Annotated in this window: 20 protein-coding genes; 9 read left to right on the top strand and 11 right to left on the bottom strand. The window is 66.0% G+C overall.

Annotation, left to right across the window (positions count from 1 at the left end; all coding sequences use genetic code 11):
• Positions 1–86: 86 nt before the first annotated feature.
• The 6 genes from B0T44_RS13500 to B0T44_RS13475 all read right to left on the bottom strand — a co-directional run bounded on the left by B0T44_RS13500 (position 87) and on the right by B0T44_RS13475 (position 4,257).
• Positions 87–1,004 (bottom strand): 5-oxoprolinase subunit C family protein, encoded by a 918-nt coding sequence (locus B0T44_RS13500; RefSeq protein WP_077120163.1) that lies wholly within the window; start codon positions 1,002–1,004, stop codon positions 87–89.
• A complete protein-coding gene (locus B0T44_RS13495) occupies positions 1,001–1,651 on the bottom strand; it encodes a 5-oxoprolinase subunit B family protein (protein ID WP_077120165.1) in 651 nt (216 codons plus the stop codon). Before B0T44_RS13495 ends, B0T44_RS13500 begins: the two co-directional genes overlap by 4 nt.
• A complete protein-coding gene (locus tag B0T44_RS13490; RefSeq protein ID WP_077120167.1) occupies positions 1,648–2,436 on the bottom strand; it encodes a LamB/YcsF family protein in 789 nt (262 codons plus the stop codon). Before B0T44_RS13490 ends, B0T44_RS13495 begins: the two co-directional genes overlap by 4 nt.
• Positions 2,433–3,122, bottom strand: coding sequence for a GntR family transcriptional regulator (locus B0T44_RS13485; protein ID WP_139347953.1), 690 nt, complete (start codon positions 3,120–3,122; stop codon positions 2,433–2,435). The genes B0T44_RS13490 and B0T44_RS13485 overlap by 4 nt, the downstream gene beginning before the upstream one ends.
• Positions 3,123–3,221: 99 nt before the next feature.
• On the bottom strand, positions 3,222–3,917 hold the full coding sequence (locus tag B0T44_RS13480; RefSeq protein ID WP_077120171.1) for a Dabb family protein: 696 nt from the start codon (positions 3,915–3,917) through the stop codon (positions 3,222–3,224).
• Positions 3,910–4,257, bottom strand: a complete 348-nt coding sequence (locus B0T44_RS13475; protein WP_077120173.1) for a hypothetical protein — start codon at positions 4,255–4,257, stop codon at positions 3,910–3,912. Before B0T44_RS13475 ends, B0T44_RS13480 begins: the two co-directional genes overlap by 8 nt.
• A gap of 153 nt (positions 4,258–4,410) precedes the next feature.
• On the opposite strand from B0T44_RS13475, the gene B0T44_RS28575 reads away from it, so the two are divergent.
• The gene (locus B0T44_RS28575; protein WP_077120254.1) at positions 4,411–5,052 is read left to right on the top strand and encodes a VldE C-terminal domain-containing protein; all 642 of its coding nucleotides are present in this window, start codon (positions 4,411–4,413) and stop codon (positions 5,050–5,052) included.
• Here B0T44_RS28575 and B0T44_RS13465 read toward each other — a convergent pair whose 3' ends face one another.
• The gene (locus B0T44_RS13465) at positions 5,053–5,529 is read right to left on the bottom strand and encodes a nuclear transport factor 2 family protein (protein ID WP_077120175.1); all 477 of its coding nucleotides are present in this window, start codon (positions 5,527–5,529) and stop codon (positions 5,053–5,055) included.
• A gap of 442 nt (positions 5,530–5,971) precedes the next feature.
• Between B0T44_RS13465 and B0T44_RS13460 the strand changes: the two genes are divergently transcribed.
• Positions 5,972–6,334: a hypothetical protein gene (locus B0T44_RS13460; RefSeq protein WP_139347954.1), complete on the top strand. Its 363-nt coding sequence runs from the start codon at positions 5,972–5,974 to the stop codon at positions 6,332–6,334.
• A gap of 186 nt (positions 6,335–6,520) precedes the next feature.
• Positions 6,521–7,603, top strand: coding sequence for a hypothetical protein (locus B0T44_RS13455; protein WP_077120179.1), 1,083 nt, complete (start codon positions 6,521–6,523; stop codon positions 7,601–7,603).
• A 158-nt stretch (positions 7,604–7,761) separates the two neighbouring features.
• On the opposite strand, the gene B0T44_RS13450 is transcribed toward B0T44_RS13455, so the two are convergent.
• On the bottom strand, positions 7,762–10,380 hold the full coding sequence (locus tag B0T44_RS13450) for a helix-turn-helix transcriptional regulator (RefSeq protein WP_368026072.1): 2,619 nt from the start codon (positions 10,378–10,380) through the stop codon (positions 7,762–7,764).
• A gap of 329 nt (positions 10,381–10,709) precedes the next feature.
• Here B0T44_RS13450 and B0T44_RS13445 point away from each other — a divergent pair, with 329 nt between their 5' ends.
• Positions 10,710–11,954, top strand: coding sequence for a cytochrome P450 family protein (locus tag B0T44_RS13445; protein WP_077120182.1), 1,245 nt, complete (start codon positions 10,710–10,712; stop codon positions 11,952–11,954).
• Positions 11,955–11,982: 28 nt separating this feature from the next.
• Here the strand turns inward: B0T44_RS13445 and B0T44_RS13440 are convergent, their stop codons facing one another.
• Positions 11,983–13,590 carry an AMP-binding protein gene (locus B0T44_RS13440; RefSeq protein WP_077120184.1) on the bottom strand — a complete coding sequence of 536 codons (1,608 nt, stop codon included), beginning with the start codon at positions 13,588–13,590 and terminating at the stop codon, positions 11,983–11,985.
• A complete protein-coding gene (locus B0T44_RS13435; RefSeq protein ID WP_077120187.1) occupies positions 13,587–14,510 on the bottom strand; it encodes a crotonase/enoyl-CoA hydratase family protein in 924 nt (307 codons plus the stop codon). Before B0T44_RS13435 ends, B0T44_RS13440 begins: the two co-directional genes overlap by 4 nt.
• A 210-nt stretch (positions 14,511–14,720) precedes the next feature.
• On the opposite strand from B0T44_RS13435, the gene B0T44_RS13430 reads away from it, so the two are divergent.
• Positions 14,721–15,866, top strand: a complete 1,146-nt coding sequence (locus B0T44_RS13430) for a lipase family protein (RefSeq protein ID WP_077120189.1) — start codon at positions 14,721–14,723, stop codon at positions 15,864–15,866.
• On the opposite strand, the gene B0T44_RS13425 is transcribed toward B0T44_RS13430, so the two are convergent.
• Positions 15,855–16,100 carry a hypothetical protein gene (locus tag B0T44_RS13425; protein ID WP_077120191.1) on the bottom strand — a complete coding sequence of 82 codons (246 nt, stop codon included), beginning with the start codon at positions 16,098–16,100 and terminating at the stop codon, positions 15,855–15,857. The two genes, B0T44_RS13430 and B0T44_RS13425, sit on opposite strands and share 12 nt — an antisense overlap.
• 335 nt (positions 16,101–16,435) lie before the next feature.
• On the opposite strand from B0T44_RS13425, the gene B0T44_RS13420 reads away from it, so the two are divergent.
• The 4 genes from B0T44_RS13420 (at position 16,436) to B0T44_RS13405 (ending at position 21,628) form a co-directional block, all read left to right on the top strand.
• Positions 16,436–17,824: a lipase family protein gene (locus tag B0T44_RS13420; RefSeq protein WP_139347955.1), complete on the top strand. Its 1,389-nt coding sequence runs from the start codon at positions 16,436–16,438 to the stop codon at positions 17,822–17,824.
• A gap of 136 nt (positions 17,825–17,960) precedes the next feature.
• Complete coding sequence (locus B0T44_RS13415; RefSeq protein ID WP_077120193.1) at positions 17,961–19,037, top strand: fused (3R)-hydroxyacyl-ACP dehydratase subunits HadA/HadB; 1,077 nt, start codon at positions 17,961–17,963, stop codon at positions 19,035–19,037.
• Between the two features lie 101 nt (positions 19,038–19,138).
• Positions 19,139–20,098 (top strand): Sco1979 family transcriptional regulator, encoded by a 960-nt coding sequence (locus tag B0T44_RS13410; RefSeq protein ID WP_081512089.1) that lies wholly within the window; start codon positions 19,139–19,141, stop codon positions 20,096–20,098.
• Between the two features lie 534 nt (positions 20,099–20,632).
• Positions 20,633–21,628 carry an RsbRD N-terminal domain-containing protein gene (locus B0T44_RS13405; RefSeq protein WP_139347956.1) on the top strand — a complete coding sequence of 332 codons (996 nt, stop codon included), beginning with the start codon at positions 20,633–20,635 and terminating at the stop codon, positions 21,626–21,628.
• Positions 21,629–21,630 lie beyond the last annotated feature (2 nt).

Genomic DNA, 21,630 nt, shown 5'->3' with positions numbered 1-21,630 from the left:
GGGCGGGCTCGGGCAAAGCGGTGATGATCTCCTTTTCTTGTCGACTCGGAACGGTATGGTCGAGGGCGTCGATGAGAGTGCGATGTCTATGCTCCGGTCATCGCGGAGAACGACACTCGCGCACCGGGAGGCATCTGGGCCAGCAGATCGAGGTCGGGTTCGGTGACGACGCCGATAACCGGATAGCCGCCGGTCACGGGATGGTCGGCCAAGAAGACGATAGGTTGCCCTGACGGCGGGACCTGAATCGCCCCGAGTGGCATTCCTTCGCTGGGCAGGTTCACCGCTCCGATGGACAATGCCGGCCCTGACAATCGCACGCCGACCCGGTTGCTGTCCACCCCCACCGACCAGGTCGTCGCGGTGAGCGTACGCATATCTGTGGTACTGAACAAAGAATGCCGCGGCCCCCACCGGAATCTGAGGCCGATTACGCCGGTCGGAAGCGAGGTTCCGGTCAGCTCGAGTCGAGCAGACGGCGGATCGGACACAACGGCCCCGACCTCGAGTTCGTCTCCCGCCCGCAAGGCGGGCGGCCCGAGACCTGAGAGCGAGTCGGTGCTGCACGAGCCGAAAACTCCCCGGCAGGCAAGCCCACCGGCGACCGCGACGTAAACGCGAACCCCCCAGGGCGGTCGCGCGATGGACAACCTCTGTCCGGCGTGGAGGTAGAGGCGCTGGGGTTCGGACACAATTCTTCCGTCGACCCGAACCTCGGCGGGCGCGCCCGTCACGGACACATACCGAGAAGATGATGCCGCTACCGTCAGCCCGCCCATGACATTTTCGAGCAACGGTGCACCCTCCGGGTTGCCGACCAGGCGGTTGGCCAGCGCTGCCGCGGAGCGGTCGGCCGGGCCGGAAGCTCCGATGCCGAGGTGGGCAAGGCCGGTACGGCCTGCGTCCTGCGTGGTCGTCAGTGGTCCCGGGTCGACGATACGCAGCAGCGTGGTCGTCGCGGCAGAGTCCGGTGGACACGTCCACGAGTCGAGCAGTGCGGTCATCGCGCCACCTCCTGAAAGATGACGCGATCACCGACCGCAAGACGGCTCGGCTCGTCCCACTCGATATTCCAGAGCACCTCGTCTGTGTGGCCGATGATGTGCCATCCTCCCGGGGTGCCACCCGGGTAGACGACGGTCTGGGTACCGGCGATGGCGACTGCCCCTGCGGCGATGCGGGGGCGCGGCGACGACCGTCGCGGTATCGACAGTTGTTCCGCCGTTCCGTCGATATAAGCGAATCCCGGTGCGAAGCCGAAGAACGCGACGCGATGGATCGCGCTGGTGTGTGCCTTCACGATCTGCGCACGGTCGAGGCGTAGGACATCGGCCACGTAGTCGAGGTCCTCGCCGTCATAGACAACCGGGACCACCACGCTGTCGCCATCGGCACCGCTGTTCGCTGTGGTCCAGTCGAATTCGCTCAGCAGTTCCTCGATCCGGGTGTGGATCCGCTGCATATCGTCGACCGAGTGGGCAATCACCAGGATGGACGCCGCCGCTGGGACGAGGTCCTGCACCAGGGAAAACCATGCGCGGCGGCGCAACTCGAGCACCACGGGCGCGACGTGGTCCGGCGGGACGTCGATGAGCCACCCACGATCACCCGCTCGGTGAATCGATGTGGGAACCACCGTGTTCGAGATCATCGGCGGCGTCCGATCGGTGCGATGGGAAAGCCGCTTTCCAGCAACGCCGCCTTGGTGGCCCGAGCCATTGCCAGGGCACCGGGAGTATCGCTGTGCACGCAGAGCGCGAGCGCGGTGGCCTCCGGCGGTGCCACCGTTACCCGTTCGCCGTCGACCGAGGTCACTTCCCGCCGGGCCACCATCGATACCGAACGGCGCGCGGCCACATCGGTATCGGTCAGCAGTGCGCCGGGGTGCTTCCGAGATACCAAGCGCCCTGTGGCGGTATAGCCGCGGTCGACGAACATCTCTGCGATCGGTACGATCCCGCGATCGACAGCACGTTCCCATACTTCGGTGCCGTACTGGCACAGTAGCGGCAACGTGGGATCAACGATTTCCACCGCCTCGACGATCGCCGACGCGTGCTCCGCATGATCCGCGGCGACGTTGTAGAGCGCCCCGTGGGCCTTTACATAGGTCACCTCGGTCCCCGCGATCCGGGCGAACGCCTGCAGCGCACCGATCTGGTAGACGATCTCGTTGACAAGTGTCGACCGTTCCACGTCGATGAAACGGCGGCCGAAGCCGACGAGATCTCGGTAGGACACTTGGGCGCCGACCGAGACGCCGCGCTCGGCGGCGAGGCAAGTGGTGCGCCGAAGGATGTCCGGGTCGCCGGCATGAAATCCACACGCAATGTTGGCTGCCGAGACGTGATCCATCAGCGCTGCCTCGTCGATGTTGCCCCACACGCCGAATCCCTCGCCGATATCGGTGTCGAGGTGTACTGACGGTGTGCTCATGCGTTACTTCCCCAGTACATCCGCATCTCGTCTGCGGAGTTCTCCCACGCGCGGTGCAGGCCTGTTTGCCCACCGTCGATATGAGCAACGATGTGCCCGGCCAGAGCATCGGCATCACCATCGGCAAGCGCTTGGACCATCGCTTTGTGCTCGTCCTGCACGCGATCGTAGGCGCACGTGCCGTGGACGTAGAAGCGGGAATAGGGCTCCAGCCGGTGATACATCTGCGCGATGAATTCGTAGCGCAGCGGAAGACCCGACAATCGATACATATCGAGATGAAACGCCAGGTTGGTCCGTGACCAGGCGGCCGCACCGATCTCGGAAACACTGTCCATCTGGGTGGCCATCGCCTCGAAACGTGCGATGTCTCGTCGCGATACCCGCTCTGTGACATGCCCAGCGAAGCTCGGTTCGATCAGGCGCCGCAAGTCGTAGATCTCGTCGATCTCGTTGATGTCCAAAGCGGTCACGTAGGTGCCGCGGCCCGGTTCCGATCGAAGCAGTCCTTCGCCCACGAGAGTGCGGATCGCTTCCCTCAGCGGGATGCGCGAGACGCCGAAACGATCGGCCAGCTCCTCTTGGACCAAGCGATGTCCGGGCGGATAGACACCTTCGACGATCGCAGTGCGTAGCCGGCCTGCGAGGTCGTCATGTGGGCCGAACTGGTGTGACGCAGGTGGCATATACTCTGTATACACTGGATGCAGAGATAAGGGAAGTGGTGACACCGGGTCGGGGAGCCGTCCTCCACGCTGCCCTGACCCGTGAGCTCTTCTCGGTCGTCAGCCTTCGGCTGGGACCGAAGGGAACTCCGATGTCATGTCGATCACCGGTGCCGGGATCGCGCAGAAGCTGTGGCAGACCCGGTCCTTGACGATCTGTTCCGGGCATTCCGGATCGAACCACCGGTCCACGTGAGCCCAGTGGATCGGATGATTCATGTAGGGGCCGAGCAGGGCGTCGACGTCGGCGAACTCCTGCTCCCACACATGGGTCCACTGCGATCGTCCTGTCGCGTGCCGGACCGGGCTGAGCTGCCACGCCAGGATGGCCGGAATGTGTACCGGCATCTGCACGGTAGCGTGCTCGAATCGGCGGACTTCGGCCGGATCGGCCGCCGCATCCACGCGCAGCAGGAGGGTGCGGTACACCCCGGGAGTCCTTGCCGGCAACCGGCGACCCCCGCGCGCTTCCGCGGGCGATCCGCCTACGTACTCCACCGCATCGATGTGTTCGATCGCAGGTCCGGAGGTGGCCTCGTCGATCGGGGTGCGGTTGCGCGCCCAGTCCGCCGGGGATGCGAACTGGAAGTGCGCGAGCACGTCACCGCCGTTTCGTACCCCCGGGAGAGTGTGGGAAACCAGCGAGTGCAGTGCGCCGGCCGACTCCGCTGCCGTGGTGATGCGCTCCATCGTCGTGGCCGTGGTCATCTCATCGCCGGCGTCGGTCAGGTGGAGCAGGCGGGTCACCTTATACATCGCAGAGTCCTTCCACGTCCTCGAACCGGCTTCCCGTCGACCGGGTGCGTTCGACGATCATCGGTGCCATCGATGCCCACCACTGCGCCGGTGCGGGATCGTGACGGGCCGCGACCGCGGCCGCCCACCAGCCTGCTGGGCCCGATACGGTCCAGGTGGCGGTGACGGTGTTCGTCTCACCCTCGATCCAGGCCGGCGGGCTCACCAGGATCCGCTCCAGGGTCAGCCCTCGGTCCCGTGCCTGCGGGGCATACGCGGAGAGGTAGGCCTCGACGAACGCCCGTGCGCTGCCGGGCCGGAGCACGACTCGGTCGGTGATGTACAGGGTGGGTTCGGCCATGACGCAGACGGTATGTGGTGGACGCGGAACCTGCGGCGCGCCTTCCCGGTGGCCGGGAGTGGCCCATTTGTGACTTCAGCGTGACATTGTCGCTACCTTTTCGTAATTTAACGGTGATCTTATTCCCGAGAGCTACCGGTGGTCGACAACATCATGCCTGGTCAACATCGCAAACCGACCCGAGTCCGGCAGCTCGCACCCCTGGCACTATGCGGCGTGGCGGCGGCTGCCATCGCCGTCCTGTGGATGGCGTTCCGACCGAGCCCGGCTGGCCAGCATGCCGCGGCGGTCGATTCGCTGCCGTCGTCCGCCGTCGAGACCGGCCTGGCCCCGACGACAACTCGACCGGCACCGGCAGCACCAGCCGCCACCGCCGAGCAACCACTACTGCTGGCCAAAAAAGCCGAACAGCACCTGCCCCCACTTCCACCCCCCATCCCGTGCCCGACAGAACTAGCCGGAGCACGGCCGCACGTGGCGCAGGTGGGCAACCTGATCGACAAGAGATTAGGAGTCGCCGACATCGGCGGCGCCATCGGCCGTGGCGACGGCGACCACGGTGCCGGCCTGGCACTCGATTTCATGACCTCAGACCCCGCGCACGGCGCCGCGATCGCCGATTTCGTGCTGGCCAATCAGCAGCGTTTCCACGTGACCTACGTGATCTGGCAGCAACGGTACAACGACGGCAACGGCTGGTCGTACATGGAGGACCGCGGAAGCCCGACCGCCAATCACTACGACCACGTGCACGTGTCCTTCGACCCGGCCGCCGATGTGGACATAACCTGCTGATCACGCGGAGACGTCTACACCCACTCCGTGCTCTCCCGGCGGTGAGCCCGGTAGCGGCGAGTTGTCGAGGTATCGGATCTCGTAGACCCGTTCGGTGAACTTCCAGCCGTCGGCCGTTCGCCGGAAGCGATCATGGTAGATCGCATAGTTCAGATGTGAACTGCCGCTCCGTAAGCGGCCGAATTCGCAGATGTGGGCGCGGCCGGCGGCGGTGTCGCCGTCGATGTCGATCGAGCCGGGATGGGTGTGCTGGACGAAGTAGTCCCAGGCGTCTTGCATGCGCCGCATCCCGGGCTCGAATTCGGCACGGCCGACGACTTCGATACCCGCGCCGGGGATACACAACACTGCGTCGTCGGTGAACAGCGATGCCAGACGGTCGAAGTCGTGCATCATCACCGCGTCGGTGAATTCGGCGCACAGCGCGGCGATCTCGATACGGTCAGCAAGTAGCTGCAGGTCGTTCGGTGTCACCATGTTCGGCTCCTGTGGAGTTGAGGTGCGGGGTATCGGTGCTGGTCCGCCGGAGCAGCGCGAGTGCGGCGCTCCATGCGATGACCTGGTGGCTCACATCAGCCATACCCAAGGCGCTGCAAACCAGCCGCAGCTGCTCCCCCGCTCGCGCCGTAGGAGACGAACCAGACCGACCACTGCGCGAACAGGTGGTCTATGGCGTTCTTCAGGCGTGTTCATGGACGGAATGGCCGAGTCCAGGACCCACTGGGCGATCTGCGAACTGTTGCGGTGGGGCCGGGTACTGCCGAGGGTGGTGCCGATTCTGGTCATGACCGGAACTCCTGCTCTGCTACTACACCTAGGTATGCCCGCGTAGGCATCTATCGAAGCGATCCACTGATGCGCAACGGACCCGAGCATCGACAAACTGGCTTCCGTTGTTCAGTACTGCGGGGAAAGGATTATGAGAGTGAAGAAGTATCTGGCAAGTATCGCTGTTGCCTCGGCTACTGCTGCGGGGATTGTCATCGGTGGAGCGGGCCCGGCATCGGCCGAGGTGTGCGGCGCGGACCATACCGACACGTGGTCGATCTGTATCTATGATGTCCCCGGCACCAACCCTACCTCTCGCGTGATTGCCTGGGCTCCCGCAAGCGGTGGTGAAAGTAGCGGTCAGCGGGTCGATGTGCGCATCGAGTTCCAGGCAGGCGGAGTCGTCGAAGAGTCGGCGGGAGGCGGCATGTACGACCAGATCCAGCCAGGCCCGGTGAAGCGGGCATGCATCGTCAACAAGGTCCTCGGCGGAGATATCGCCTGCGCCGGCTGATATCCCGGTCCAGGTGATAGTGGTGTGCCGTGGTGCGGACGATCATCCGCCGCCGCTACACGGCACCCACCATCGACTCGAGACTTCCGAAATAGATGGGTGTGTATGGCTCTGGAATTCGCTAGGCGTCCGCGTCTGGGCACCACTGGTGTCCGGCGCGATCGAGCCGGATCGTCAAGTAGTTTGATGCGTTACCTCGGACGGGCCGCCGCCATCGCGGTGGGACTGACACTGGTCGCCGGCCTCAGCGCCTGCACGACGACTGGGAAGCCGATACCGGAAGAGCCGGCTCAGCAGGGCCGATTCGGCGAAGACCCCAACGCAGCGAAAGTGGCGCATTTCGCGCGTATTCGCGCCGCGGACCCCTGCACGATCGCAGAGAGCGACGTGCTGAAGCAGTACGGCTCGCTGCAGAAGATGAAACGTCCCGCCGGGATCACCCAATGCATCGGGCTCAGCGGTGACCAGGTCGGGGATGTGTATCTGTTCTATCTCGATCTGGACGTCGCGTTCAGCCAGAGCGATGCCGCGGGCGCGCAACCCGAACAGATCGCCGGACGTCGGGCATATCGGACCTCGACACCCAACGACAGCACCGAGCATCGAAGCTGCAACTACAAGGTGCCCTACGAGGGCGTCGATCATGCGCTGAGTCTGCGCCTGGTCAAGAGCCCACCCAGGGGCGCCCCCGATTCGCCGTGGCCGCAGGCCTGCGCAGCGGCCGCGGAGTACCTGGAGTCGATCTATCCGAAGATCGACCAGCTGAAGTCGAATCCGCACCCGACGCCCGGCGACATCATGGGGCAGGATCCGTGCGAGCAAAAGGACGTGATCGCGAGCCGATTCCCGGGATGGCGAGCCGAAAGCGTCCTCCGTACATCGCCCTACGCGTGTGATCTGGAAATCGTCAAACCCGGTGAAACCCGTTCGTATCAGGTATCGATTCACTTCAGCACCAACGAGAAGCCCGCTCCGACCTCCGGCGCCACGATCGTGCACAGTGAATCGATGAATATGGCTGGTTTCGAGGGCGTCCGTACCGAGACGGATGTCGCGATGACCACCAGTTGTGGCATCAGTCTGGTCATCGGGCCCGCCAGTAACGACGACGGGGAAGATTTCCACCTGCTGAGCGTGAGACTGACCACCAGCGCAGAAACGCCCCCTGAGGAAACGGACCCCGACAAGGTTTCCTTCGACGCCCCACCGACGGACTGCGGGCAGGCTGACGCCCTGACGCAGGACGTTCTCGCGGGCATCGAGAACTGACGGCGGCTCGGCAAATGAGCGCGGCACCGCCGTCCCACCTCAGCCGATGGGCCCGGAGGTGGGACGGTGCTGCCGCGCGGTGACCGCAGGTGCCGCGCCTTGCTCGACTCGGCCCGGCACCGCGCTCCGAACACCAGCCCGGCTCGCCTTGTCGGAGATCATCTACGTCGTGCGTCCGCTCCCGGATGCTGGGTTGCTGCGCGCCGCGGGCGTCGCGAGTGTTCCCTCGAGACCAACTCGCGAAGGTCGGGCGGGACGAAGCCGATGATGTCCTCACGCGAGGTGATCGTGAGCTTCTGCAGGATCGAGGCCACCTGAGTATTGATCGTCTTGATGGAGGTGCCGCGCCGTGCTCCTATCGCACTGTTCGACCAGCCCGCGGCGGCGAGAACAGCGACGTCTTGTTCCGCACCGGTCAGGATGTACCAGATGTCGGGCACGTGGCGTCCACGGGAGCGGTCCGGTCGCGCTTCGGTCGCGGGCGCCGCCCCGAGGGCGAGCCGCTGCACTTCGCCGGATTCGAAGCTTGCTCCCTGCCTTTCCGCGGCATCAAGCCCTTGCCTGCCCAGTACTCCGCAGGCGATCGCCAGCGCCTTGCTCGTTTCTTCGGCGAAGAGGCCGACTTCTGCTGCGCTCAGACCCAGCCTGGTTCGCAGTGTTGCGGCTCCACCGGCCAGCTGGGCGATTTCGGTGGCGAGCGCGGTGCGCCGGTTCTTGCCGGCTGGACTCGCGGCGGCCGAGTCCGTGATGATCCGCGCCAACGACCACATCCGAATATGCACCGCCCACAACGCTCCCCACAGGTCGCGCCTGGGAATCTGGTATGTCAGTGCCGAATGCACGGCGGACAACGCATCTTCCGGGTCCGCATGCTTGGACAATGCAATAGCCCAGGCCAGTTCGGCCCAGGACTTCGCCCATTGTGCACCCGAACTCGCCGTGCGCTCGAGATGGTTCCGAGCGGTATCGAGCGCCTGTCGGGCGGTGCCGAAAAACGCTGTAGCGACAGTCTGGAAGAGCGAACTCAGCGATTCTGCGCTGCGATCGGCCTGCGCCGCATACTTATCGCGTGCTCGCGCCAGCACGACGGCCGACCTCGCATCGCATCGGTGCAACAGTAGCTCGGCGCCCCAGGCGAATTCGACCGCCGCTGGCAGCCCGAGGTCGGTATCGGGCCTGTCTCGCCAGCTGTTCCGGATCTCTGGAGCCGAAACAGAGGTGGTGACACACTCACCGACAACCTGCACCGCTTGCTGGTCGCGCCCCTCCCACAACGCGATCCATGCGATCGAGGCCATCGCCGTGATCTGCAGATCTGTTGGTTCCTCCCGCACCGCGCGGGTGGCCTCCAGAGCGCGTTCGGTCCATCGACGCGCGGTGGGTAGCAGGTCGTTGAAGAACGGGGCGCGCAGCGCGATCAACCCGGTGGCCAACTCCAAACCGAGTTCTGCCGCGCCGCCGGTGGTGATGCTCCGTTCGATCGCAAGTCGGATGTTGTCCCACGCGTGCCGAGTCCATTCCATCAAGTCGTGTTCGGCGGGACTGCACCAGTGCGCAGCCGCGTATGCGACCTTGTCGCGGTAATATCGCAGATGCCGCTCGGCCAAGCGTTGCGGCTCGTCGACCTCCCCGTTCGAGCGTTCCCGCAGTCGTAGCCGAGCGAACAGCCGAAGACTCTCGTCCAGGCTGTACCGCACAGTAGTGGATGTGATATGCGCTGAAACCAGCGAGCGCTCCACGAGCCGATCGAGTATGTCCCGGACTTCGGGCCTTGGCAGGTACGGGCGCGCGGAGTCGCCAGCCGAGCTGTTCCCGGCGGGCCGATCGTCGGCGCAGACGGTCTCGATGGCCTCCAGTTCGGCCCCGGCAGCATGGCAACCGGTGTCCTCGCCCGGATGAGAATGGTATCCGGGGGCGAATACCGACATCCGTTCGAAGAGCAGACGCTCGTTGTCATCACACAGCTCATAGGACCATGCGATAACCTCGCTGACGGACCGATGACGGCTGTCGGCACCCACCCGCGGCCCGTGACGCCAGCTCATCCGCGCATCGCCTTCCTCGCCACTGAGCTGCCGCAGGATCATCGGCAGCGGCTCGTAGAACGTGCGGGCGGCAGCCAACCGAATGAACAACGGGTGCCCGTGCATCCGGCGACAGATGCGTTCGGCCACCTCGATCTCGTCTGCCTGGACGATCGGATGGCCGGTCAGCTCGGCACGCTGCCGGAACAGGTCCAATGCCTGGGATTGTGAGAGGGGCGGAACCAGCATCAGGCGCTCGTCTACCCAGCCCACTGGCTCGCGGCTGGTCGCCAGAATGGTCAAACCCGCGACCGAGGCGAGCAATTCTGCAATCACCGGACCAACGCCGGCGAGTACGTGCTCGCAGTTGTCCAGCACCACCACTGTTCGCAGGCTACGACCCGCCGCATCGGTTCTGCACAGGGTCTCGACAAGCGCCTTCCGTGTCGACGGTCCGCCGAAACCAGGAAGCACCGTTGCGGCGATCGCCTCCTCGATCGCCGCCGGATCGGACTGCTGCGCCAGCCGCGCCAGCCGCACGAAGTACACCGGGATCCGGGTTGCCCTACCGAGCCGGTGAACGGCCTCCGTAGCGAGCCTGGTCTTGCCGATTCCGCCGGACCCGATCAACGTGATCAACTGCGGCTGCCCTTGTAGCAGGGCAGTCAGCTCGGCCAGCTCTGCAGTTCGCCCTACGAATCCCCCCGTGATTGCTGGCAGATCACTTGGACTGTCTGTGTACCGCACAGTCATGGTGGTACAGGGTAGACGATCCCGCTGCGCGGAGCCGCCGAGCGCTCCTAGAGGTCGCGGGGTCATGACGTTACCGACGTGAGGCGGGATGAGCTTTGTCGTTGTCGCGTGCAGTGCGAGAGCAGCTCGCCACACCTTTGCTGTGAGGATCGCGGGTGCGTGCTGGACGGTTTGAGCAAGCACTGCAGGACACAGCGTCCAGTCGCCGTGAGGACTCCTACAGTGGCATCGTGCGTTGGAGTCGCGTGGGCTCGAGCTCCCCGTGCGGACACCGGATATTCCGTCGCATCTCGGCGACGGCACCTGGCATTCCGTCTACGATTCATCCGATGACGATTTCCGACCGTCGATCCGACCACGTTCCACATGGTTCACCGATCGATACCGACATCCCCCGGATCCCGTTGTATGTATCGGAGTTCGCGGCAGACCCGCATAGCGCCTATCGCGCGATGCGCGAACAGTACGGGTCGTTGGTGCCGGTGGAGTTGGTGCCGGGCGTGCCGGCCACGCTGGTGATCGGCTATTACACTGCGGTGCAGATACTCAACGACCCGGACCATTTTCCGGCCGATCCGCGCCTGTGGCAGCAGAACATTCCCACCGACTGTCCAGTGCTTCCGCTCATGCAGTGGCGGCCGAACGCACGGCGTAACGACGGCGACACGCACGCCCGCTACCGGCAGGTCATCGTCGCGGGTCTGGCCAAGGTCGATCAGTACAGCCTGCACGACACCGTGGAACAGGTCGCTGTCCCGCTGATCAACTCGTTCTGCGAAGACGGGTCCGCGGACCTGATCCGCCAGTATGCGTTTCCGCTCACCTTCGCGGTGCTGAATGCTCTGCTCGGTTGTCCGACCGAGATCGCGCAGCGCGCTGCTGCCGGGATGGCCGCGATGTTCGAGGGCGTCGATGCCGAGCGTGGAAACAAAGCGTTCATAGATGCGGTGCTGGAGTTGGTTCACCTCAAGCACACCAAACCCGGCGATGATGTGACGACACGAATGCTGCAACACTCGGCCGGGCTGAGCGAGGCGGAAAACGTGAACCAGGTGGCCACGCTGTACGGGGCAGGCATCGAACCGCTGCAGAACCTGATTGTCAACGCCTTGCGGCTGATCCTCACCGACGAGCAGTTCGGGGGTAGTGCGCTGGGCGGGAGCCTGTCCACCCGTGACGCTCTCGACGAGGTGTTGTTCAACGATCCTCCGGTGGCGAACTTCTGTTTCAGCTTCCCGAAACAGCCGATCCTGATCGACGACGTCTGGTTGCCTGCTCACCAGCCGGTCGTCATCAGCATGGCCGCCTGCAACACCGATCCGGTGATCGGCACGAACCAGCATGCGGGCAACCGCGCTCACCTGGCTTTCGGCAGCGGCCCGCATGTGTGCCCGGCCAGTTCGCTGGCCTACCTGATCGCGCAGGACGCCATCGACCAACTGCTCGACGCCTTGCCCGAGATACGCCTGGGCGTGCCCTCTGCCGACCTGACCTGGCGGACGGGTTCGTTTCACCGCGCATTGACTGCCCTGCCCGTCGTCTTCCCGGCGTCACCTCCGCTTCCGTCGCTGTAGCCGGGCTCCTGCGCCGACGGTTTTCGGTTCACAGCGGCCGGAGCTCACCGGTGATGATCTGGTCACGTAGCCGGAATTTCTGGACCTTGCCCAGAGAGCTCACCGGAAGACTGTCGGTGACATACCAGGACTTGGGGGTTTTGTGGGGTGCGAGACGCTCCCGCAGATAGTCGTGTAGTTCCGCCGATGAGGGGGCCGGTTGGGCCGGGTCCAGCCGCACAACGGCCACCACCTTCTCACCCCACTTCGTATCGGGCAGGCCGAGCACGATCGCTGCGGTGACGGCGGGATACGCGGCCAGGACTTCCTCGATCTCGCGGGGATAGATATTCTCCCCGCCGCGGATGATCATGTCCTTGAGACGTCCGGTGACTCGCACGTACCCGCGCGCGTCCATCGTCCCGAGGTCGCCGGTATGCAGCCAGCCATCTGCATCGATCGTCTGCGCAGTTTCGGCAGGCATGTCGAGATAGCCGATCATCTGCTGATATCCGCGCGCGCAGATCTCACCCTCTACCCCGATGGGCGCAATCTCCCCGGTGGAGGGGTCGCGGATGGACACCTCGACGTGGGGAAGCGGTTGGCCTGCCGTGAACATATTGTCGTCGCGGCTGTCCGTCGGACGCGTTTGGCACACGATCGGGCTGAGTTCGGTCTGGCCGTAGACCGCACTGGTCGCGGCACCGCAGGCCTTCGCCCAGCCGTCGACCAGCGCGGGTGGGACGGCATCGCCCCCGGACATCACCACCTGCAGCGCACTGAGATCGAAACCGCCCAGGTCGGGATGCGCGAGCAGGCTGTGCAGCATCGTGGGCACGCCACCGAAGACCTCGGCACGGTAGTCCTGCATCGCGGTGAGCATCGTCGTGGGGTCGAAGACCTCCGCGATCACGAGCGTGGCCCGCTGGTGCACCGACCCCATCCCGGCCAACCCGCAACCTGCGGTGTGGAACAGGGGCAGGGCGGTGGCGAATGTCGCCCCAGGGGTCGCGCCGCAGCGGTCGCGCACGAAGGACGCATTGGTGACCATCGCCCTATGCGTGAGCAACGCTGCCTTCGCGTGACCGGTGGTGCCGGAGGTGAACTGGATCTGGGTGGCAGCCCGGGGATCGACGACCGGCAACTCGGCACGCTTGTCGGTACGACGAACCTCATCGAGCCAGCCCTCGAAGGCAACGGCCTCACGCACGGCGGGTACGGTGGGCAGCACGGCTCGAACCAGGGCGGCCATATCGGTGCCGCGAAAGCTGTCGACGAAGAAGACCCCGGCCGCGTGGGATGTGCCGAGGGCGTGCTCGAGTTCGGCACCACGGAGAGCGGGGTTGGCGGCCACCAGGACCAGCCCACTGAGCGCGGCCCCGTACTGCAGTACGAGCCACTCGGGCACGTTGGGCGCCCACACACCCACATGTTCGCCGGGCTGGAAACGGTCGAGCAGCCACGCGGCCGCATGCTCGGCGTCGTCCAGCAACTCCCGGTAGGTCCAGGTGCGGGCTTCGCGCTCGGGAGCCACCGACACCACGGCGAGCTTGTCGGGTGCTTCGGCAGCCGCCTGCTGCAACAGCCTGCCCACGGTGATGTCGAGGATCGGCCGGCTCGTATCCTTCGGCCACCAGGACTCGGTGAGCTCCTTCATCGGCTCGGCTCTTCCTCGGCCGCCGCCTTCTCGGCGAGTTCTCGGTACATATCGGCGATCTCGTCTTCGGTCGGTACGGCGCCGCCACCATCGGGAATGAAGCGGCCTGCGTCGCGCCATTGGACCGCGGCACCGAAGCCGTGCTGCTGCGCGAAGTCGACGAACCAGCGGCCTTCCGGCGAGTGACGGGTGATGCCGTCGAAGAGAATGGCGAGGTTCTGGGTGGTTTGCAGGCCCATGTTGTCGTAGGCCTGGTTGATCATCATCTTCTGCATGACCAGCTGGTTGATCGGGACGCCTGCCATACGGTCGACGAGCTTCTCCACGGCCGCGTCGAGTTCCTCGGCAGGAACAGCATCGATGACCAGCCCCCACTCCTTGGCCTGAACGCCGTCGATGGTGTCGCCGGTGAGTAGCATGCGTTTGGCACGCTCGGCGCCGAGGCGATAAACCCACATCGCGGTCGTGGGGCAGCCCCAGACACGTGCGGGCATATATCCGATCTTGGCATCCTCGGCCATCACGACCAGATCACACGAGAGCGCGATATCGCTTCCGCCGGCCACTGCGTACCCGTGGACCTTCGCAATCGTCGGCTTGGCCGAGCGCCAGAGTGAGAAGAAGTGGTCGGTGTTGGCCTTCATCGCCTGGAAGTCCTTGATCGGGTCCCACACCGGGCCCTGATGTTCCTCACCACCTTCCGCGTACAGCTTCAGGTCATATCCCGCGCAGAACGCCCGCCCTGCTCCCTGCACCACGATGACCCGCACCGAGTCGTCGGCGTTCGCCGCAGTGACAGCGCCGCTGATCTCGCGAGCCATCTCGGCGGTGATCGCGTTCAGCCTGTCCGGACGGTTCAAGGTGAGGTATGCGCGGTGCTCACGCACTGCATAGTCGACCGTTTTTCCGGTGAAAGTCATATCTGTGTCCCCAGTTCGGCAGCGGTGATGCCAGGCAAGTTTTCCCAGTCTCCGGTTGAACTGTCAACGAAACTGTCCGCGTAGCGGCACCTCGCCGCACCCCGAAGTGCCTGGCAGCGCGAGACCGATGAGAACACCGATCTGATGGGTGCGCGCCACCCCCGATTGTGGTGTCTTGCCATCCGCGGCGGTCATGACGATAGTCGGGCCGTGCAACGGAGTTGGTTGGTGGCGGCGGGGGTCGTGTTGGCGGTGACCCTTGCGCCGGTGGGCCCGGTGCGAGCGGATACGGTCGAACCGGGCCCACCGGGAGTGGTGACCGATACCGCGCCGATGCCGGGTTCGCTGCAGTTGGCCGAGGCGGGGGAGGTGCAGCGGCTGACCTACTGGTCACGGGGCCCGCGCGGCCCGATGCAGAGTACCGCGGCGGTGTATATCCCGCCGGGTCCGCCGCCGCCGGGCGGCTGGCCGATCGTGGCGTATGCGCACGGCTCGGTCGGTATCGCCGACCACTGCGCGTTCACCCTGCGGGCGCGCGGCTACTACCTGGATTCGGTGTATCCGCGACTGCTCGAGGCCGGGTACGCGGTGATGATCTCCGACTATGTGGGTCTCGGCACACCAGGGGCGCACCCGTATCTGGATGGCCCCTCACAGGCGCGCAGCGTGATCGACGGAGTGCGGGCGGCACGTTCGGTGCTGCCGGGGTTGAGCGCCCGGTGGGCGGTTATGGGGCAATCGCAGGGCGGGCAGACCGCGCTGGTCACCGCGCATATCGCGCCCGGCGACGCGCCCGAACTCGATTTCCGCGGCGCGGCGGCGACCGGACCGCCGTCGAATCTGGAATCCGCAGTGCCGCTGGCCGGTCCGTGGATTCCGCGATTGCCGCTGCGGAGGACCACCACCTATTTCGCGATGCTGCTTGCCGGTATGCGGGTCACCGCCCCCGAACTCGATATCGACAGCTACCTCACCCCGACCGGGCACGATGTGCTGCGCATCGTGGAATCGGAATGCCTGTCCGAAGCCGAGGAACGGATCGGTGATATCTCGATCGGTGAGATACTGCGCCGGCAGTTGGACGACCCGGCGCTGTGGGCTGTCGCCGATGCGATGCTGCGGATCCCGACCTCGGGCTATTCGGCGCCGCTGTTCATCGGGCAGGGGTTGGCCGACCGGGATGTGCCTGCCCCGTTCACGGCGAAGCTGATCGCTGAATTACGTTTATCGGGAGCAGATCTGACCACGAAGCTGTATCCGGGCGATCATCTCGGCGCGGCCGACGCCGCGCTACCGGATGTGCTGGCCTTCCTGCAACGGGTGCTTGGCCCGGACGGAGCGCGCTCAACGCCATAGTGAGCTGCACGGTAGCCGGCGCAGTCCGGGGCGGATCATGCCGTCGACGGTCACGGTGAGCCCGGCGTGCACGGCGGCCGAGGTGAACTGCCAGGCCTCGGTGCTGGTCGCTGCGTATTCGAGGACGAGCGCGTCGTCGGGGGTCGGGCCGTCGAAGTAGACGGTCACTCGCCGCGTGGGCGATTCGTCGGTGGTGTTGCCGCGGTATGCCGTTATCAGGGCAGTTGCATCCATGTCCGCGTCTCCTTCCGGCAGGCATGCTCAGCGATGCCGTCTCTGCGACGGTAAGCCACACCCCCTGGGTAAGAACATGTTCCATCCCGCTGCCTGGACAAGTCACAGGTCACGCGGCCGGGCTCGAGGGATTCTCACCAGATCACGTGCCGCGCCCTTGCCCGCAGGGTGTCACGATCCGGCGACGCGACGCACACGAGTAGGGCACGATTCACAGGCAATGTCCTCCCTCCACGTAACCTGGGCTTCCGGCCCAGAACACACCGGGGGGATCGAGTCCGACACCGTATCTCCGTGGGTCGGCCCACGACGACGTCGCTGCCGGAGGCGGTGCCATGCGCTATATACGAGCTGTTGTGACCGCATTGGTCGCGATCTGTGTCCTCCCCGTGGCCGCGGCGACCGCGCAGCCACCGACGCGGGAGCCGGTGCCGCCGGCCGCCGCCCCGGGTGAGTTGATCCCCGGCCTTCAGGAGTGGATCGAGCGGGTGCTGCCGCCGCCGATGATTCCCCAGACGCCCCGCGACCGCGTCTCTCAGCCCGGCGATATGTCCCCGGCGCTGGCCGCGTTGCATCACGCCGTGCTGCCATCGGCAGTGGGCGATCCGCTCTTCGACCATTGGCCCGCCGATCTGGCCGACCGGTTGCCGGGAGAGGTGATCGAGGTTCGCGATATCACCGCGACCGCCGCCCCGCTGCTGGTGGTACCGGTGCGCCGGGCACTGCTGTTGAAGTACCGCACCTCCGATGCGCACGGGCGGCCGTCGTTCGCCACCGCAACCCTGGCGGTGCCCGCCGCCGCATGGCAGGGGCAGGGATCCCGGCCGGTGGTGGTCAACAATCTGCCCATCGACGCACTCGGCCGTGACTGCACGCCCGGATACTCACTGGCGCATGGTTTCAGCTCCCATACCTCGCTGACCGATTTCGTGCCGCCGACCTCGCAGCTGGCGCTGCTGCGCAATTACGCGGTGCTGGTCCCCGATCACGAGGGGCCGTGGATGTCGTATGCCGAACCGTATGTGGGTGGGTATGCGGTCCTCGACGCGATCCGCGCGGTACGCGCGCACGCACCGGCGGAGTTCGCCGCCAGCCGATTCGGGCTCGTCGGCTACTCGGGCGGGGCGATCGCCACCAACGGCGCGGTGAAACTGCTCGGCAGCTATGCGCCGGAACTGGTTCCCGTGGTGGCCGGCGCTGCGCTCGGCGGGGTGCCCGCGGATTTCGAACTGCTGACGCGCAGTATGAACGGCAACCTTGCTTCGGGTGTGTTCATGGCCGCGGTGCTGGGTATCGGGCGGGAACGTCCGCAGATCCTGACCCATATGAACAAGTTGGCGCAGTGGGTGGCGATCTCGCCGATGAAGGATCAGTGCATCGGGACGTTCGCATTGCCGGGTGTGCTGCATCTGCCGATCGAGATCGCCGCCGACGTTCCCGATCCGCTGCGGTCGCCGGTGGCCACCGAAATCTACCGGGTGACCGCGATGGCGGATATGCGTTCGGCCACCCCGCTCTACATCTATCACGGCGATCACGAGTTCTGGCTGCCTGCCGAGGGCGCTCGCGCCTTGTTCGCCGAGCAGTGCGCGCTCGGTGTGCCCGCGGTGTATCGAGCTGTGCCGGGCGAGCACATCATCGCCGGGGCGCTGGGCTACCCGGAGGCGATGATCTGGCTGGATGATCGCCTCCGCGGCCTACCCGCACCCGACGAATGCGGATAGCTCCCCGCATGCGGCCAGCGGGGTTCCCGTCGTGTCGGGGCATACGGCTCGAATCGGCAGAACCCGCCCGGTACCGCTAACGTGGGCCGGTCCGGCCCAGCTTGTCGGCCGGATTCGGGAAAGAGGCTGTGGATATATGAACGACAATACGAGCACCATCGCGTCCGCACAGGCACGGGCGCTGGTGGGGCGGCATTTCCGCATGACCGACCACTATGAGGTGGGTCGGGAAAAGATCCGGGAATTCGCCCGCGCCGTCCAGGACGGCCACCGGGCGCACTGGTCCGAGGATGCGGCGGCGGAGCTGGGCTATGACGGCCTGATCGCGCCGCTGACCTTCCCTGCGCTCATCTGGGTGCAGATGCAGCAGGCAATGTTCGCCTCCGAGCTCACCGGCTACGATATCGGCCAGGTGCTGCAGACCGAACAAACCTTGCGCATGTACCGACCACTGGTGGCGGGGGACCGGCTGCGCTGCGACACCTTCGTCGATTCGTTCCGCCAGTTCGGCGACAAAGATTTCATGGTGGTACGCAATGTGCTGACCAACCAGCACAAGGAGCTGCTGCAGTCGGCGGCGACCACGGTCGTTGCCCGCACCGGCGTCGCCGAAACCGGTCAGCTGGCTGCCGCGGTGGACTCGGTGATCATGGCCGGGCAGTCGATGAGCGCCCGCAACGGCGCCGCGGAGACGCAGGACCGGTTACGTGAGGACGCGGGGATCGCCGAATGCTTCGACGATATCGCTGTCGCGGAAACGGTCGACCCCGCCGAGACACGCGTCCGGCACACCATCCCGTGCTTCGAGGACCTGTCGGTGGGCGCCGAACTGCCTCCGCGGGTGCTGTCACTGACCCGCGGTGATCTGGTCAATTACGCGGGAGTGTCCGGTGACGGGAATCCGATCCATTTCAGCGACCGGGTGGTTGCGGCGGCAGGCCTGCCCGAGGTGGTGTCGCATGGGCTGCTGACCATGGGGCTCGGCGCCGGATATCTCACCTCATGGCTCGGGGATCCGACGGCGGTGAGCTCCTATGGGGTGCGGTTCGCCGGATTCGCCCCCGTTGCCGCCACGGAACCCAGCGAGATCGAGTTCCGGGCCACGATCAAATCCCTCGACGCGTCGCGCCGCGCGGCGACAGTCGCCATCACCGGCAGCTGCGGCGGCCGCAAACTGTTCGGCCGGGCTACCGCGCAGGTACTGCTGCGGTGAGCGGCGGCCGAGAGCGCGTGTGTGCGGGGTAACACGAATAGTGTTCGGGGCAAAGCGGTTTCGCCTGGCTTGCGACAACCTGTCCGTGCGAGACTCGGACGATGGGTGCTTCGGGAAGGCGATCGGTGTCGGATGAGGGGCCCGCGGTGGGTAGGCCTGCCGCGCGCAAGGCGGTAGACGGTGGGCCGACCGTGCTGCGCATGGTGCTCGGCGCCCGGCTGCGCAGGCTGCGCGAGGCGTCCGGGATCTCCCGTGAGGAAGCGGGGGAGCACATCCGCGGCTCGGACTCCAAGATCAGTCGGTTGGAGTTGGGCCGCACCAGCATCCGGGAACGTGATCTGCTCGACCTGCTCGCGCTCTACGAGGTGGTCGACGACACCGAACGTGAGGCGTTCCTGGAGCTGGCGCGGCAAGCCAACACCTCCGGCTGGTGGCATCGCGACAACGACTGGCTGCCCAAATGGTTCGATATGTACCTGGGGCTGGAACAGGCGGCGCAGATGATCCGCTGCTACGAACCGCGCGTGATACCGGAACTGCTGCAAACCCCCGAATACGCCAGGGCACTGCTGACACTCGCGCATCCCACCGAGTCGGAGGAGGCGATCGAACGCCGGGTCGTATTGCGGATGCGCCGTCAGCACATCCTGTCCCGCACCGCTCCACCGCATTTATGGGTGATCGTGGAGGAGGCGGCACTGGCTCGCCGCATCGGCGGGTCGGCGGTATGGAGCGAGCAGATGGATCGGTTGCTGGACGCGGCACGGCAACCGCATATCACCGTGCAGGTGCTGGCCGATCACGTGGGAGGGCCTGCGCTGGCAGACGGCGCGTTCACCATGCTGCGGTTCGCCGAAGCAGATCTGCCCGATATCGTTTACCTGCAGCAATTGACCGGAGCGTTGTACCTGGACAAACGCGCCGATCTGGATGCCTACCGTGCGGTGGCCAACCAACTGTCGGTGCACGCCTCCCCGCCGGAGGCCACACCGGGGCTGCTGGCGGCGTTGCGCAGCCGCCAGCCGGTCGTGCTGGACCGGCCTGCAGGCCCGCGCCGATAGCGCCGCAGGGGAGTGGCCCGGCGAGCAAGGGTAGGGAACGAGCTCGCCGGGCGCATGGTGCGCCCGGTCGACGCGGCGAACGAGGACCGGGCGCGGGATCGACGTTAGGTGAGGCCGGGACCGGCGTACAGTCCTGCGCCGCCATCTCGGATATCCAACCGTTCGAGGCGGGATACGTTGTGAGCCAACACAGTCCGCAAGCCGCTATCGGATCGGCGTGTATCAGGACCCACAGCAGCAGGCGCCCGGCATCGGCACCTGCCCACCTCCGGTGACGCTGGCTGTGCGTCGTCCCGGTCCGCCGTTGTCGCGCTGATAGGTGCTCTTTGGCCCCTCGGCGTGAAGAGACACCCCCCGGTCGCCGCAAGGTGTCCGAGAGATGCGACGCCGGGAAATACGAGGTCGGCACCGTGCCCGGAATCCCCGTTACCTACTTGTGATTCGACCCAACCGCAACCGAAAACGCTGATGACTTGCCTAGTTCCGTTCCGGACCGGTGATCGGGCGCACGAATCTCGTTACTGTCCGGTAGTCATGGTGGGCAGACAGGCAGGCTCGGGCTCCGGACCGCTGGAAACGAAACTGGCACAGCATCTGCGGCGACGTGGCCGCACCGCACCGCGCGGTGACGTGGCGGGCATGGTGCGTCACTGCCTCGCCGAGGCCGCCGCCGCGCTCGAGCCGAATACGTCCCGGCCGTCGACGGTCCGGGCCACGATCAGCGGCGCCGCCGAGCGCTGGGCTCACGAAGGCGTTGCCCTGGAAACCGTCCTCGGCGCCTGCTACGAGAATGTGCGTGCAGGCCTGGACTATCTGGCCGAACAGGCCGACACGACAGCGTCACCGCAGGAACTACTGGACGGCACCCGGTTCCTGGTGCGCGTCGTGGAAATGGTCACCGTTGCGGCGTCGTCTGCCTACCTGGACGAGCATCGGAGGGTCGCCAAGGAACACCAGACCGCGGCCCAGACCCTGGTGTCGGCGCTGTTGAGCGGCCACGGGATCGCGGCGTCGGCCAAACGTACCGGCATCACCGTCGCACCCGCCTACCAGGTTGTCGCCCTGTCGATTCCGCCGCACCCCGACGAAACCGGCGGCGGTATCGGCTCGGTGTCGGCGGCGCGCCGCAAACTGCGCCGCGTGCAGGCCGCGCTGGCCAGCCCGCTCGGCTCCCGCGCGCTGTCGCTGCTCAACGCCGACGGCGGCACCGTCCTGATCCCGCTCGGCGATGACGTGGACGACCCGGCCATGACACCGACGCCGGCGCTGAGCGCCGACGTGCTGGACATGATCGGCGAAGCCGCAGGTGTGCTGCTCACCGCCGCCGTCGCCACCGGCCCGACCGATCGGATACCGGAATTGGCGGGCCGCGTCCACGATGTGCTCGACCACATCCGCGGTGCCGGCCATCCACCAGGGCTGTACCGCATCACCGACCGCACCGATCCGGTCGCCGCCGAACCGGCGCGGCTGCCCCGGATACCGGTGCTGGAAACACCCACCGCGCTACGGATCGGCCGTTCGGCGTGATC

It is taken from the genome of Nocardia donostiensis (assembly GCF_002081715.1).
Classification (GTDB): Bacteria; Actinomycetota; Actinomycetes; order Mycobacteriales; family Mycobacteriaceae; genus Nocardia; species Nocardia donostiensis.
This window is presented reverse-complemented; position numbering and strand designations above follow the sequence as displayed.

Bases quoted from the DNA above. Each gene is read 5' to 3' on its own strand.
- B0T44_RS13500 (WP_077120163.1), bottom strand. From the start codon at position 1,004: ATGACCGCACTGCTCGACTCGTGGACGTGTCCACCGGACTCTGCCGCG.
- B0T44_RS13495 (WP_077120165.1), bottom strand. From the start codon at position 1,651: ATGATCTCGAACACGGTGGTTCCCACATCGATTCACCGAGCGGGTGAT.
- B0T44_RS13490 (WP_077120167.1), bottom strand. From the start codon at position 2,436: ATGAGCACACCGTCAGTACACCTCGACACCGATATCGGCGAGGGATTC.
- B0T44_RS13485 (WP_139347953.1), bottom strand. From the start codon at position 3,122: ATGCCACCTGCGTCACACCAGTTCGGCCCACATGACGACCTCGCAGGC.
- B0T44_RS13480 (WP_077120171.1), bottom strand. From the start codon at position 3,917: ATGTATAAGGTGACCCGCCTGCTCCACCTGACCGACGCCGGCGATGAG.
- B0T44_RS13475 (WP_077120173.1), bottom strand. From the start codon at position 4,257: ATGGCCGAACCCACCCTGTACATCACCGACCGAGTCGTGCTCCGGCCC.
- B0T44_RS28575 (WP_077120254.1), top strand. From the start codon at position 4,411: ATGCCTGGTCAACATCGCAAACCGACCCGAGTCCGGCAGCTCGCACCC.
- B0T44_RS13465 (WP_077120175.1), bottom strand. From the start codon at position 5,529: ATGGTGACACCGAACGACCTGCAGCTACTTGCTGACCGTATCGAGATC.
- B0T44_RS13460 (WP_139347954.1), top strand. From the start codon at position 5,972: ATGAGAGTGAAGAAGTATCTGGCAAGTATCGCTGTTGCCTCGGCTACT.
- B0T44_RS13455 (WP_077120179.1), top strand. From the start codon at position 6,521: ATGCGTTACCTCGGACGGGCCGCCGCCATCGCGGTGGGACTGACACTG.
- B0T44_RS13450 (WP_368026072.1), bottom strand. From the start codon at position 10,380: ATGACTGTGCGGTACACAGACAGTCCAAGTGATCTGCCAGCAATCACG.
- B0T44_RS13445 (WP_077120182.1), top strand. From the start codon at position 10,710: ATGACGATTTCCGACCGTCGATCCGACCACGTTCCACATGGTTCACCG.
- B0T44_RS13440 (WP_077120184.1), bottom strand. From the start codon at position 13,590: ATGAAGGAGCTCACCGAGTCCTGGTGGCCGAAGGATACGAGCCGGCCG.
- B0T44_RS13435 (WP_077120187.1), bottom strand. From the start codon at position 14,510: ATGACTTTCACCGGAAAAACGGTCGACTATGCAGTGCGTGAGCACCGC.
- B0T44_RS13425 (WP_077120191.1), bottom strand. From the start codon at position 16,100: ATGGATGCAACTGCCCTGATAACGGCATACCGCGGCAACACCACCGAC.
- B0T44_RS13420 (WP_139347955.1), top strand. From the start codon at position 16,436: ATGCGCTATATACGAGCTGTTGTGACCGCATTGGTCGCGATCTGTGTC.
- B0T44_RS13415 (WP_077120193.1), top strand. From the start codon at position 17,961: ATGAACGACAATACGAGCACCATCGCGTCCGCACAGGCACGGGCGCTG.
- B0T44_RS13410 (WP_081512089.1), top strand. From the start codon at position 19,139: ATGGGTGCTTCGGGAAGGCGATCGGTGTCGGATGAGGGGCCCGCGGTG.
- B0T44_RS13405 (WP_139347956.1), top strand. From the start codon at position 20,633: ATGGTGGGCAGACAGGCAGGCTCGGGCTCCGGACCGCTGGAAACGAAA.